At 50.0% G+C, this 13,766-nt stretch carries 9 protein-coding genes; all 9 read left to right on the top strand.

Annotated elements, in window-relative coordinates:
* The first annotated feature begins 15 nt into the window (after positions 1-15).
* Positions 16-909, top strand: a complete 894-nt coding sequence (gene dapA / locus QFZ81_RS20275; RefSeq protein ID WP_307441947.1) for a 4-hydroxy-tetrahydrodipicolinate synthase — start codon at positions 16-18, stop codon at positions 907-909.
* A 19-nt stretch (positions 910-928) separates the two neighbouring features.
* The gene (locus tag QFZ81_RS20270; RefSeq protein WP_307604455.1) at positions 929-1,870 is read left to right on the top strand and encodes a dihydrodipicolinate synthase family protein; all 942 of its coding nucleotides are present in this window, start codon (positions 929-931) and stop codon (positions 1,868-1,870) included.
* A gap of 30 nt (positions 1,871-1,900) precedes the next feature.
* Positions 1,901-2,539: an SGNH/GDSL hydrolase family protein gene (locus tag QFZ81_RS20265; RefSeq protein ID WP_307441950.1), complete on the top strand. Its 639-nt coding sequence runs from the start codon at positions 1,901-1,903 to the stop codon at positions 2,537-2,539.
* A gap of 197 nt (positions 2,540-2,736) precedes the next feature.
* Entirely contained in the window at positions 2,737-5,457 is a 2,721-nt protein-coding gene (locus QFZ81_RS20260) for a glycoside hydrolase family 78 protein (RefSeq protein ID WP_307604454.1), read from the top strand.
* Positions 5,432-6,211: an SDR family NAD(P)-dependent oxidoreductase gene (locus QFZ81_RS20255; RefSeq protein ID WP_307441952.1), complete on the top strand. Its 780-nt coding sequence runs from the start codon at positions 5,432-5,434 to the stop codon at positions 6,209-6,211. The genes QFZ81_RS20260 and QFZ81_RS20255 overlap by 26 nt, the downstream gene beginning before the upstream one ends.
* A gap of 36 nt (positions 6,212-6,247) precedes the next feature.
* Positions 6,248-7,552, top strand: a complete 1,305-nt coding sequence (locus QFZ81_RS20250; RefSeq protein ID WP_307604451.1) for an alpha-L-fucosidase — start codon at positions 6,248-6,250, stop codon at positions 7,550-7,552.
* A gap of 31 nt (positions 7,553-7,583) precedes the next feature.
* Positions 7,584-10,295 carry a hypothetical protein gene (locus QFZ81_RS20245; protein WP_307604449.1) on the top strand — a complete coding sequence of 904 codons (2,712 nt, stop codon included), beginning with the start codon at positions 7,584-7,586 and terminating at the stop codon, positions 10,293-10,295.
* Between the two features lie 26 nt (positions 10,296-10,321).
* A complete protein-coding gene (locus QFZ81_RS20240; RefSeq protein ID WP_307604447.1) occupies positions 10,322-12,697 on the top strand; it encodes a glycoside hydrolase family 95 protein in 2,376 nt (791 codons plus the stop codon).
* The gene (locus tag QFZ81_RS20235; protein WP_307441958.1) at positions 12,694-13,677 is read left to right on the top strand and encodes a sialidase family protein; all 984 of its coding nucleotides are present in this window, start codon (positions 12,694-12,696) and stop codon (positions 13,675-13,677) included. The genes QFZ81_RS20240 and QFZ81_RS20235 overlap by 4 nt, the downstream gene beginning before the upstream one ends.
* Positions 13,678-13,766: the final 89 nt, after the last annotated feature.

The raw sequence follows: 13,766 nt of genomic DNA, 5'->3' as shown, positions 1-13,766 counted from the left end.
ACAAGGAGAGATACGATGTTAAAGCCCGCCGGCATTATTCCCGCTATGATTACCCCTTTTGACGAAACTCAAAACATCAATGAGTCCGCATTACGACAATTAGTCCGCAGGTTCATCGATGCAAGCGTTCACGGTCTGTTTTGCCTCGGTACCAATGGGGAGTTCTTTGCTTTGACGATCGAAGAAAAGTTGCGAGTTGCCGAGATCGTCATAGAGGAAGCGCAAGGCAGGCTTCCGATTTATGTGGGCGCAGGGTGTGTCGGAACGAAGGAAACGGCCCAGTTGGCCGCAAGCCTGGAACAAATGGGAGCCGATGCGTTATCTATTATAACTCCCTATTTTTTGGCGTTTACGCAGCAGGAGCTGATCGAGCATTTCCGTACGGTTGCGGAAGCGACGGCACTACCTATTATTTTGTATAACATTCCGGCGCGGACTGGCAACTCTCTTTTACCTCGGACGGTCATGGAGTTAAGTAAAGTGCCTAACATTGTTGGAATCAAAGACAGCAGCGGAAGCTTTGATAACATTTTGCAAATTCTAGAGCTGTGCGAGCCGGATTTTGCCGTATTGGCAGGGACAGACTCGCTCATATTGCCCACACTAATGGCTGGCGGACACGGAGCCATCGCAGCAACAGCCAATGTATTCCCGGAGGTCGTCAGCTCCATTTACGATTTATGGATGCAGGGTAAACCGGAAGAAGCCGAATTGTCACAGCGAAAGCTGCGCGCTCTGCGCAGTGCGTTCTCGCTGGGAACCCTGCCGTCCGTTCTGAAGGAAGTGATGAACATGATCGGTTTGCCTGCGGGAGAACCGCGACTGCCGGTTCAATCGCTCACTCCATCAGCCAAAGGGGAGCTGAGAATTGTGATGGATCGATATATGGGCGAAGGCGTCATAAAATAATCAGGATGAGGTGTTGAAGATGAAGGATGTAAACATTCCGAATGGAGTTTGGCCAACGATGCTGACCCCGTTCACAAATTCCAACGAAGTGGACTATGGCGCATTAGGGCAACTAGTCGAATGGTATATTGCCCAAGGCGTTCACGGCCTGTTCGCGGTCTGCCAATCGAGTGAAATGTTTTACTTGTCTTTGGAGGAGAGAGTAGGGATCGCGCGGTTCGTTAAGGAGAAGGCTTCTGGCCGTGTGCCAGTGATCACTTCTGGCCATATCTCAGACAGATTCGATAAACAGGTGGAAGAGCTTCAGCGGATGGCTGACACGGGAGTTGATGCGGTCGTGTTGGTCAGCAACCGGCTAGCCGGGCCGGAAGAATCGGACGAGATATGGTTGACCCGTGCAATGGAGCTGCTGGATCGAGTGCCGGATGTGCTTTTTGGTATTTACGAATGCCCATATCCTTATAAAAGGCTGATGACCCCGAAGCTGCTCAAATGGTGCGCGGATACGGGCAGGTTTGGGTTTCTCAAGGACACGAGCTGCGATCTTAAGCATATTGCCGAGAAGCTCGATGCGGTAAAAGGAAGTCCATTGAAAATATTCAATGCTAATTCCGCAACACTGCTTGAATCGTTACGTTTGGGCGCGGCCGGCTTCAGCGGCGTAATGGCCAATTTTCATCCCGAGCTGTATGTACGTTTGATGGAGCGTTGGAATATAGAGACCAATACGGCCGAAATGATACAAGCGTTTGCCGGACCGGCGTCCTTGATCGAACTGCAGATGTATCCCGTCAATGCGAAATATCATCTGCGAAAAATAGGCCTACCCCTAGCAATACACTGCCGCACCAGAGATTCTAGTGCTTTCAGAGAAAACCAAAGGTTTGAAGTGGAGCAGCTCAATTCACTGTATCAATTGTTCAAGCAGCAGTTTATAACAAAATCGAATGTAAGCGTTTGAGCAGAGTGAAAATACGAGGGGGGCGTTACAGTGCCATTTAAAGCAAAGGACAAAATCGTATTTATCGGTGACAGTATAACGGACAAGGGAAGAAAAAAGGACCCCTTAAAGCTGGGCTCGGGTTATGTTCGGCTGCTGCACGATTATCTCACTGCGGTATATCCGAAGCTGTCGTTGAAAATAATCAATGAAGGTGTATCCGGAAACCGCGTGATTGATTTGGAGAGAAGATGGAGAATCGATGTACTGGATCACCAACCGCAGTGGATTTCGATTTCTATCGGTATCAATGACGTATGGCGGCAATTGGATTCGCCAGATGCGGAACAAGTATACCCCGACAAGTTCGAAGCGGTGTATCGCAGCCTGCTGGAACAAGCAAAACAATTACCCAATTGTCGTGCGATTCTCATGCAGCCTACGGTAATCAAGGAGTATCCTGATTCTACAGGGACCCAGTTACTGAAACCTTACGTGGATATTGTTAACCGTCTGACGGAAGAATTTAATGGCATCCTTGTGCCGACGCATGAAGCATTTATCGATTTCTTACAGTGTGAAACAGGTCAGGACTTAACGACCGATGGCGTTCACATGAACACGCTTGGAGATATGCTGATGGCCACAACTTGGCTGAAGGCGGTTACGGGCACCCCCAATAGGAATTAGTATTGGCTATTATTCAGACTGCATGCCATTCACGATGGATGCAGTCTTTTTCATGACTTTTTTCAAGAGATTCATGGAGAGGTGGAAGGCGTCGCCTATAAAATAGGTGAATTCGCCCTATAAACGAAAGTTGAATTTTAGATACACTTGACTCAAGCATCCCGGTGAAGGGAGTCTGTCTATAGGAGGAGAGGACTATGAAAGTTTCTGATCTAAAAACGGAATACATCGAAAATCCGTTAGGTATCGTTACAACCGTTCCCCGCTTAAGCTGGATCATGGAATCGGAAGAATACGGTCAGGTCCAGTCGGCCTATCACGTATTGGTAGCATCTCGTCCGGAGCTGTTGAATGAGAATAAGGGCGATCTATGGGACAGTGGAAAGGTTCAGTCCGGCCAATCTATCCATATCTCTTACGAAGGAGCACCTCTAGAATCTAAGCGGGTTTATTATTGGAGGGTCAGGGTTTGGGATAAACGCGATATGGTGTCTGAATGGAGCAGGTCAGCTCACTGGTCGATGGGATTTCTAAACCAAAACGAATGGCAAGCACGTTGGATTGGCAGAACCAATCCTCAGAATACGGAGCTTTTGCCTTCTCCCTATATGAGAAAAACATTTCGAATCGAAAAGCCGGTCCGCCAGGCTTTCATTTACGCAACTGCATTGGGCTTGTACGAACTGCATATTAACGGTGAAAGGGTAGGACGAGATTATTTTGCCCCCGGATGGACAGATTACAACATTAGGGTACAGATTCAGACCTACGACGTAACGGCGCATCTGGGTACCGGAAGTTTCGGAAGTATGGCTTTGGGAGCGATCCTAGGCACTGGTTGGTATGCCGGTCACGTGGGCATGTTCGGTCCGAACAGGTACGGAGACAACCCTTACTTGCTCCTTGAACTGCATATCGAATATGAGGACGGTTCCTCTGACATTATTGTGACCGATGAATCATGGAAAGCGTTTGCAGGTCCTATCCTGTACTCGGATTTACTAAAAGGCGAAAGCTTTGACGCCCGTCTGGAACCGAAGGGATGGAGCCTGCCGGGATTTGACGATGACTCTTGGGAGACGCCTGTTGTTTTGGAACGCTACGATGGGGTCCTGACGGCACAAGTAGATCCTCCTGTTCAAGTCATGAAGGAACTGCTGCCGATCAGCATGAAGAAAACACCGCGAGGCTCTTACCTATTTGACATGGGACAAAATATGGTTGGCTGGGTTCGTCTTCAAGTTGAAGACGGGCAAGAAGGTCAGAAGGTTACCGTCAGCTGCGCGGAAATGTTGAATGACGATAATACGTCGTTATACACCATAAATCTGCGCGAAGCCGTTCAGCAGGAGACCTACATCCTAAGTGGTGAAAGGGAGGAATGTCTGGAACCTCACTTTACTTTTCACGGGTTCCGGTATGTGGAAGTAACGGGATTGATGAATTCACCCACGCTGCAAACGGTCATCGGTAGAGTGGTTCATTCGGCGACGCAGCAAACGGGTTGGTTAGAAACTTCCAACGTCATGCTGAATAAGCTTCTTAGCAATATTGAGTGGGGACAACGCGGCAATTTTCTCAGCGTGCCGACGGACTGTCCGCAGCGTGACGAACGGTTAGGTTGGACGGGAGACGCGCAAATTTTCGCTCGTACGGCCAGTTTTAATATGGATGTCGGACGCTTTTTCAATAAGTATATGATCGACGTTATCGATGCCCAACGGCCCTCCGGAGCTTTTCCAGATGTGGCGCCGGATTCCGGCTGGGAAGCGTTTAAGCATAATCATGCGGAACTTAACTGGCATGCTCCCGACAATGGCGGATGGGGTGATGCGGGGGTTATTATTCCTTGGACCGTTTACCAGGTGTATGGCGACCACAGAAATTTGGAGGAATGCTATCCGGCGATGGTCAGATGGGTGGAGTATTTGCAAGCGAACACGGTGGACTTGATCCGACCGGGTTACTCGAATTATGGGGATTGGCTCTCCATCCATGCGGACACGCCAAAGGACGTGCTCGATACTGCTTATTTCGCTTACAGCACCTTACTGTTGTCCAAATCTGCGAAGGCACTCGGCAAGGAAGAAGATACACGTAAATACGCGGATTTGTTTGAAAAGATCAAACAAGCTTTCGAGGATGCGTTTGTGGATGAGGCCGGACGGATCAAAGGAGATACGCAGACCGTATACGTGCTTGCACTGAAGATGAACCTGCTGACAGAAGAGCAGCGCGAACTTGCGGTTCGACATTTGGCGGGGAATATCCAGCTGCACGGCAATCATTTGACGACAGGTTTTCTCGGCGTCGGGTATTTACTTCCTGCTTTAACCGAAGGGGGGAGAGAAGATCTTGCTTACACCTTGCTCAATCAAGGTACTTTCCCTTCTTGGCTTTATTCCATCAAGCATGGAGCTACGACCATTTGGGAACGGTGGGACGCCTGGACAGAAACAAACGGATTCCAGAATCCGGGTATGAATTCGTTTAATCATTACTCGTTGGGTTCAGTCGGCGAGTGGATGTATCAAAATATTATGGGGATCAACACAGACGAGGACAGACCGGGATATAAGCATATTGTGATTCATCCCCGTCCAGGGGGCGGGCTCCATTTCGCCAAGGGCGAATTTCATTCTGTTTACGGCAGGATCCGAGTAGAGTGGAAATTGGAGCGGTCGTGGTTCGTTTTGAAAGTCCAAATTCCTGTGAACACAACCGCCACGATCTATGTGCCAGGTGCCGTCCTGAATGAGGATGGGCACGTAACCGAGGGATTGCATTATGTAGGAATGGAAAACAATAAATCCATTTACAGCGCTGGTTCAGGAAGTTACACATTCGTTTCTCGGTGGACAGATGTCGGATTGTGTCTGGGAGCGGAGACAAATGTCACGCATGAGATTGGAGCGTAAAGTAGCTGTTATTACCGGTGCAGCTTCCGGTATTGGAGAGGCTGTTGCACGGCGATTCGCCGAAGAGGGAGCCTGCGTTATCGTCAATGACATTTCCGAAGAGGGAGTTCGGGTCGTCGAAGAGATCGTAGAGGCAGGTGGGAACGCCTTGTTTGTCCACGCCGATATTCGCGCCGAAAACAGCGTAATTGCATTGATGGAAGCTGCCAAAACATATTTCGGCGCCCTGCATATTCTCGTTAACAACGCCGGGGTTACTTGTAGTGCGAACGTCGTGACAGCTGACGAAGCAGCTTGGGATCACGTGATGAATTTGAATTTGAAAAGCGCTTGGTACTGCTGCAAGCACGCCATTCCGTTCATGATGGAACAGGGTGGTGGCAGCATAGTCAACATCGGCTCGACTCATGTTATCCGTACTCAGCGAAATCATTTCCCTTATCACTCTTCCAAGGCAGGCATGCTTGCGATGGCGCAAGGGATATGTGTCGATTTCGGAGGTCAGGGAATCCGTGCGAATACCATTAGCCCGGGGTTTATTGAAACCCCGCTTGCCGAGACCTACATGCAGTCCTATCCAAACCGGGAACAGAAACGCAATGCCATGCTGGCAACACACCCTGTCGGGCGATTCGGTAAGCCGGAAGACGTGGCGAATGCGGCCGTTTTTCTTGCATCTGATGAAGCCGGATTCATTGCTGGAGCAAATCTCGTTGTGGACGGAGGCAGGTCTGTTCTGCAGGTCTTCGATTAAAGATCGAACGGTTAATCATAACAAGGGAGAGAGACTATGACATTCGAAGTTGAGAAAACCGCAGGCGACAGTGAATGGTTTACACATGACCGATTCGGCATGTTTATCCATTGGGGACTATATTCACTTGCAGCGAGGCATGAATGGCTGCAATCCCGGGAAAAATTGAGCGGGGAACAGTACAGGCAAAAATATTTCAAACGATTCGATCCGGATTTGTACGATCCCGATCTTTGGGCACAACTCGCCTCCGACGCAGGCATGAAGTACTTCGTGGTGACGACGAAGCACCATGAGGGTTTTTGCTTATGGGACAGCAAGCTTACCGATTATAAAGCGACGAATTCTCCGGCTGGGCGAGATGTGCTAAGACCTATGGTAGATGCGTTTCGTAAACGCGATATGAAGGTTGGTTTATATTATTCCCTGCTAGATTGGCATCATCCCCATTATTCGGTCGATCCTAAACATCCGCTTCGCTTTGATCCCAATCATATTGCCGGGAATACACAATTAGACTTCACCAACTACCGGAACTATTTGTATGGACAAACGAAGGAATTGCTGACGGATTTCGGTCAAGTAGATCTGTTATTTTATGATTTTTCGTTCCCGGAAGAAAACGGTTTGGCGGGCAAAGGCAAGGAAGATTGGGGCAGTGAAGAGCTAGTCAAAATGATCCGCACCTTACAGCCGAACATTTTATTGAACGACCGCTTGCAGGTGGGTGGCGATATCACAACCCCTGAACAGTATATGCCGACCAAATGGGTCCAGGTAAACGGAAAGCGCGTCGTATGGGAAACTTGCCATACCTTCAGTGGTTCATGGGGCTATCACCGGGAAGAAGAGTCATGGAAAAGCGTCGAATTGCTGATCAAAATGATGATTGATACCGTGAGTAAGGGTGGCAATCTATTATTGAATGTCGGCCCAACCGGACGCGGTGAATTCGACGAGCGTGCCGTAGACCGGTTGAAGGGAATGGGGGAATGGATGAAGCGACACAATCGCTCCATATACGGATGCACACAAGCCCCGGAATCATTCGTATGCCCCGAAGATTGCCGTTTAACCTTCAATCCTCAGACGAACCGTATGTATTTGCATGTGTACAGCTGGCCTTTCAAAAATATCCATCTTCACGGATTCGCCGGAAAAGTGGAGTATGCCCAATTCCTAAACGACGCATCGGAAATCAGATTTAAAGAAGGCTTTGTGCCAAGCGGTATTGAAAACGGAGCTTTCAAGGAAGGGCGAGATGACCATACAGTGACTTTATCGCTTCCAGTCAAGAAACCAAATGTTACGGTGCCGGTCATTGAACTGTTTTTAAAATAAAGCAAAATAGAATGGAGGTTGGGTAATAACGATGAAAGCCGTCACTCTTGGATACGCACCTAATCCTGCCCCGCGGGTGGAAAATGGCATCCGGCTGTTGAAACAAGCGCTGCTGGACTGCGGATATGATGTGAAAGTTGAAGAAGTGTCCTGGACGTGGGACAGCTATCGATCCGCACAGGAAAGAAAAATCTTTGTGGGAAACCGCAATGAATCTGACTTGCTTCGGCAGTTGGAAGAACGTGACGTACTCTTGTATCACACGGAAGCTCCTGAGGGAGAAGGGTTTTATATCGCCGCTTGCCCGGGCAATCTGATGACGGTTTCTGGGGGCAGCGATTCCGGAATATTATACGGCTGTATGGAGCTTGCGCAGCGAGTTCGCGCTGCAGGGCTTCTGCCCGAAGATATCGCCTACGGTGACGCTCCGCGATTCGCGCTTAGGGGGCCGGCGATTGGACTGCAGAAAACAACCGTCGAACCGCCTCGTCAAACGTATGAATATCCGATTACCCCCTCACGCTTTCCCTGGTTTTATGACCGGGCATTGTGGCGGGAATTTCTCGATATGCTGCTGGAGCAGCGGTGCAACATCGTCTATTTGTGGGCTGGACATCCCTTCTCCTCGCTAGTGAGATTGGATGATTACCCGGAGGCACTTGAAGTTACAGAAGAAGAGTTTTCGCAGAACGTTGAAACGTTTCGTTGGGTGGCGCAGGAAGCGGACCGACGAGGCATTTGGCTCGTGTTGAAGTTTTACAACATTCATATTCCGCTGCCTTTTGCGGAGAAGCATGGATTGAAGCTGCATCAACCGAAGCCGCTGCCTTTAACAAGCGATTACTATAAGAAATCGATCGCCACTTTCGTTCGATCATTCCCTAACGTGGGTATGATGGTCTGCCTCGGGGAAGCGCTGCAGGGGCAGATATACGGAGTGGAATGGTTTAACGAAACGATTCTCGCAGGCTTGTTGGAAGGGCTTAAGGATTCAAATGTGAAGGAAAAGCCGCCGATTATTCTACGCTCACACGCGATAGAGCCACAAAAAGTCATTGAGGCGGCGCTGCCTCTGTATCCGAATCTGTATACGGAAGCTAAATATAACGGTGAATCATTGACAACGTATACGCCTCGGGGCAAATGGCAGGACATTCACAACCGTCTCGGTTCGCTGAAGACGATTCATATCGTCAATGTACATATACTTGCTAACCTGGAGCCTTTCCGTTACGGGGCGCCTTCGTTTATCCAAAAATGTATGCAGGCGGCGAAATATCGGCTGAAAGCGAACGGACTGCATCTGTATCCGTTGTTTTTCTGGGATTGGCCGTTTTCGCCGGATTTGGCGGAGCCAAGGCTGAAACAATTGGACCGCGATTGGATTTGGTTCGCAGCCTGGTTCCGTTACGCTTGGAACCCGGATCGCGATCCAGCAGCCGAACGGCATTACTGGATCGAAGTGCTTGGACACAGATACGGTAGCCCGGAAGCAGGCGAAGCGATACTGGACGCATACGAAGCGTCCGGAGAATGTGCGCCCAAGTTGCTGCGGCGGTTCGGTATTACCGAAGGCAACCGTCAAACGATGAGCCTGGGGATGACCATGAGTCAATTGACGAATCCGGAACGGCACATGCCGTGGCCAGATTTATGGGAATCCCAGTCGCCTCAGGGTGAAAGGCTGGAGGAGTATGTGATCCGGGAGCTGAAAGGCGAACCGCACGTCGGAGAGACGCCGCCGGACATTATTGCTGATGTCAGTCGGCATGCGGAAGATGCGGTGCAAGCGATTGAAAGAGCGCGCAAGTTGGTGAAACGAAACTGGGATGAATTTGATCGCTTGTTCGATGACATGCATGCGATTCATCATATGGTGCAGGTGTATGTGCATAAAGTCCGGGCGTCGCTGCTAATTTTGATCTACAAGCATTCGGTCTGTGGAGAGTATTTCAAGCAATTGGAGTTCTTGGAAGAAGCCGCTGTACAGCTTGAGATCGGCCTGAATAGCTACCGAAAGCTAACGCTTTTGACGGAAAAGACGTATTTATTCGCCAACAGTATGCAGACGCCGCAGCGGAAAGTGCCGATTCGTAATGGTCTTGAATTCAAGCACTGGACGGAGTGTCTGCCAGTCTATGAGTTAGAATTGGAACGCTTCCAATTCCATCTCGATGAATTAAAGACGGGCACCCTGCCTGAGGCACTGAAAAACATGAAAGAACCGATTGTTCCGTACCAGGAAGTGCCATTCACCTTGCTGTCTGAAAACGCGGAAACATACCGCGTTGAGAAGGAAGCGCAAGTGTTTGTGGATGGGGATATTCACATTGTCGGTTGTGCGGAAGAACTGGATGGTTTGACGGGAATCCGATTCAGCCAAATGGAAGCAGGTTTGAGCGGAGTGACGATCGATATCGAATTGCAGCAGCCATCCAAGGTGTTGATCGGATATTTCAATTCGAAGGATGAGCAGTGGCTTCAAGTCCCGAGCTTGGAGGAAAACACACACGCGGACGACTTAGGCGGGTATGCGCCGGTATTGCAAAAAGGATTGCGTTTGTACGCGTATCCATCTGTAAATATCCATACGTTTCGATACGAAGCAGGACGGCATTCGCTAGATTTCGGCATGGGAGCTTACTTGATTTTGGGCGTCGTACCTGCTGATCTAGAAATTCGGCCAAGGAATGTCGAGCACAAAAACGATGGCATCAACACATTGGATTGGCTGTACGAGTAAGCAAGCGACAGATTAGGAGAGAGTCTATGTCTGATAAGAGATCCACACTCTGGTATGCCCAGCCGGCCAAGGATTGGTTCGAAGCGCTTCCTATCGGCAATGGCCGATTTGGCGGGATGGTGTATGGCGGCACGAACCGGGAACACATTCAATTGAACGAGGACACGCTTTGGTCGGGGGAACCCCGGGAGACGGTCCGCTATGATGCAGAGCGGCATTTGGATCCTGTTCGTGAATTGATATTTTCGAAGAAGTACGCAGAAGCGGAACAGATGATCGAACAGTACATGGAAGGGCCGGATATTGAGTCCTACATGCCGCTCGGGGATTTGGAACTTATCTACGACGAAGATGGCGAAATATCGGATTATCACAGGGAATTGGATTTGGATGATGGGGTTGTACGGGTGCGTTACTGTCAAAATGGCGCTATGTTCACCCGTGAAGTGTTCGTATCTGCCGTTGATCAAGTGATGGCGATACGTTTGCACAGCGAGAAAAAAACCAGTTTTACCGCCGTGCTTCACAGCCCGCTGCAGTTTTCCGTACGCAAAACTTCTGTAGATCGGGTGACGCTCTCCGGCCGCTGCCCATATCACGTTTTGCCTAACACGGTCAAATCATCCGATCCCATCCTCTATGCCGAGGGAAAAGGAATCGGCTTCGAAATCCACCTTCAAGCAGCATCGGAGAGCGGAAGGGTGGAAGTCAGCGGCGGGCGGATTCGCTTCAGCGGGAAAGGATCGGTTACTCTGCTGCTGGCCGCCGCTACCAGCTACAACGGCTTCGAGAAAGATCCGGTCGTACTGGGCAAAGATCCTTCAGACTTGTGTGTTGCATGGCTTACGAATGCTGTACGGTTGGGGTACGATCGTCTGAAAGAGCAGCATATGAGCGAGTACGCCGCACTATTCGACAGAGTTTCTATCGACATTGGTGACGGAGGGGAAGACAAAAACATTCTACCTACGGATGTCCGCATCCAAGCGGTTAAAAACGGGAATGACGATCCTGGTCTCGCTGCACTGTTCTTTCAGTTCGGGAGATATTTGCTTATATCCAGCTCCCGTCCCGGTACACAACCGGCGAATCTGCAAGGCATTTGGAACGATAAGAACCAACCACCGTGGTGCAGCAGCTGGACAACAAACATTAATATTGAAATGAACTATTGGCCGGCGGAAGTAGGCAATCTTGCAGAATGCCACCGCCCGCTGTTTGATCTGATTGAAGACTTACGGATTACAGGCCGGAAAGTGGCCAGTATCCATTACCGCAGCAGGGGATGGACCGCTCATCACAACATTGATTTGTGGCGTACCGCGACACCGGTGAGCGGATCGCCCAGTTGGGCATTTTGGCCGATGGCCGGCGCTTGGTTATGCCAACACTTGTGGGAGCATTACGCTTTCAGCCAGGATGAACAATTTCTCAAACAAGCGTATCCGGCAATGAAAGAAGCCGCGCTGTTTTGTCTGGATTGGCTTATCGAGGACCCAGATGGCTATTTGGTCACCTGTCCGTCCACTTCCCCAGAAAATTTCTTCATTACCCCGGACGGGCAGCGAAGCAGCGTAACAAAAGGAACGACAATGGATTTGGCGCTTATCAAAGGCTTGTTTGCCCACTGCATGGAAGCCAGCCGCATTCTAAACCTAGATAACACGTTTAGGGGACAACTGGAAAAGGCATTGAGCCGAATGCCCCCCTTCCGAATCGGTAAATACGGGCAGCTGCAGGAATGGGACGAAGACTTCGAAGAGTTGGAACCGGGCCACCGACATATTGGGCATTTGGTCGTTCTTCATCCACTGGATCAAGTAACACGTCATGGACAGCCCGAACTATTCGACGCCTGCAAGAAAACACTCGAACGCCGTCTTGACCATGGCGGAGCGCACACGGGCTGGAGCTGCGCTTGGACAGTCAACTTTTGGGCGCGGTTGGGTGAACCGATAGAAGCACGCCGATTCTTAAACGACTTGCTGGCTGGTTTACACCCGAATATGATGAATGCTCACCGGCATCCGAAGGTGAAGATGAGTATTTTCCAAATTGATGGTAACTTTGCCGGCATGTCAGGCATTGCGGAAATGCTGCTGCAAAGCCATGCAGGAATGATCCAGCTCCTGCCGGCCTTACCGCCCCAGTGGAGGCGCGGTAGCGTGAAGGGATTGAGAGCCCGAGGTGGGTTTGAAATCGACATGGACTGGGAGGATGGAAAACTATCACGCGCTTGCATCAAGTCGATTGCCGGCAAAAAGTGCCGGCTATGGACCGCTCAGCCGGTTCAAGTCCTTCTGAATGGACAAATCTACCGTTCGTCTAATGACAAGTCGGTGTTTGAAACGGGCAAGGGATTCTGTTACGAAATCGTTCCCGTATTGGAGGCTAAAAGATGAAATACGTCAATACCGTTAAGGAATTCATTTTTGAGGACGACAGACCCTTCCTGAGTTGTCACGCATCCACGTTGGAACTGCTGCCCGGGGGAGATGTGATTGCCGCATGGTTCGGCGGAACACGAGAGAAAGCCGGGGATGTTGCGATTTGGGTATCACACAGGGGAGATGGGGGATGGACGCCACCCGTGAAAGTGGCGGATCAAGAGGATGTTCCCCATTGGAATCCCGTCCTTTTCCGAAACAATGAGGGCGTTCTTTTTCTATATTATAAAGTCGGAACTAGTATTGCCGAATGGGAAACAATGGTTATTCGCTCTACGGATAACGGATACATGTGGTCGCCTCCGATTCCTTTGGTTGAGGGGGATAAGGGAGGAAGGGGACCCGTCAAAAACAAGCCGATTGTGCTGCACGACGGAACGATTGCGGCCCCTGCTTCATTGGAACCAGCTTGGGATGTATTCGTTGACCTCTCGGCCGACGGAGGCGAGACCTGGAATCGCAGTGAGACCGTCCCATTAGACCGCAGCAGAATGATAGGCTCAGGCATTATTCAGCCGACCTTATGGGAATCTAGTCCTGGATACGTGCATATGTTCACTCGAAGCATCGAAGGGGCTATATACCGCAGCGACTCGGTGGACGGGGGAAGAACTTGGTGTCCGGCATATCCCACCGAATTGCCCAACAACAACAGTGGAATCGATTTGGTGAAGCTGGATAACGGAACAATCGCGCTGATTTACAATCCAACACGTCCGGAAACCGGGAAGAAGAAAGGACCGAGAACACCGCTCGTCATCCGGCTTTCACAGGACAACGGCCTTACTTGGGAAAATGAATTCCTGTTGGATGAAGGAGAAAAGCAGTATTCCTATCCCGCTATTGTTGCAAGCGGCCTTAACCTATATGTGACCTATACCTGGAAGCGTGAACGCATTGCCTTCTGGAAAATCACACTTGCCGATTTAGCATGAATGCCCTATAGATTGAGACGATAACCACCATCCATCCCTCAGATGACTTCGATATAATAGACATGGTAATATAATACACCCATAAGTAG

Source organism: Paenibacillus sp. V4I9 (assembly GCF_030817295.1).
Lineage (GTDB): Bacteria > Bacillota > Bacilli > Paenibacillales > NBRC-103111 > Paenibacillus_E.
This window is presented reverse-complemented; position numbering and strand designations above follow the sequence as displayed.

Bases quoted from the DNA above. Each gene is read 5' to 3' on its own strand.
- dapA (WP_307441947.1), top strand. From the start codon at position 16: ATGTTAAAGCCCGCCGGCATTATTCCCGCTATGATTACCCCTTTTGAC.
- QFZ81_RS20270 (WP_307604455.1), top strand. From the start codon at position 929: ATGAAGGATGTAAACATTCCGAATGGAGTTTGGCCAACGATGCTGACC.
- QFZ81_RS20260 (WP_307604454.1), top strand. From the start codon at position 2,737: ATGAAAGTTTCTGATCTAAAAACGGAATACATCGAAAATCCGTTAGGT.
- QFZ81_RS20255 (WP_307441952.1), top strand. From the start codon at position 5,432: ATGTCACGCATGAGATTGGAGCGTAAAGTAGCTGTTATTACCGGTGCA.
- QFZ81_RS20250 (WP_307604451.1), top strand. From the start codon at position 6,248: ATGACATTCGAAGTTGAGAAAACCGCAGGCGACAGTGAATGGTTTACA.
- QFZ81_RS20245 (WP_307604449.1), top strand. From the start codon at position 7,584: ATGAAAGCCGTCACTCTTGGATACGCACCTAATCCTGCCCCGCGGGTG.
- QFZ81_RS20240 (WP_307604447.1), top strand. From the start codon at position 10,322: ATGTCTGATAAGAGATCCACACTCTGGTATGCCCAGCCGGCCAAGGAT.
- QFZ81_RS20235 (WP_307441958.1), top strand. From the start codon at position 12,694: ATGAAATACGTCAATACCGTTAAGGAATTCATTTTTGAGGACGACAGA.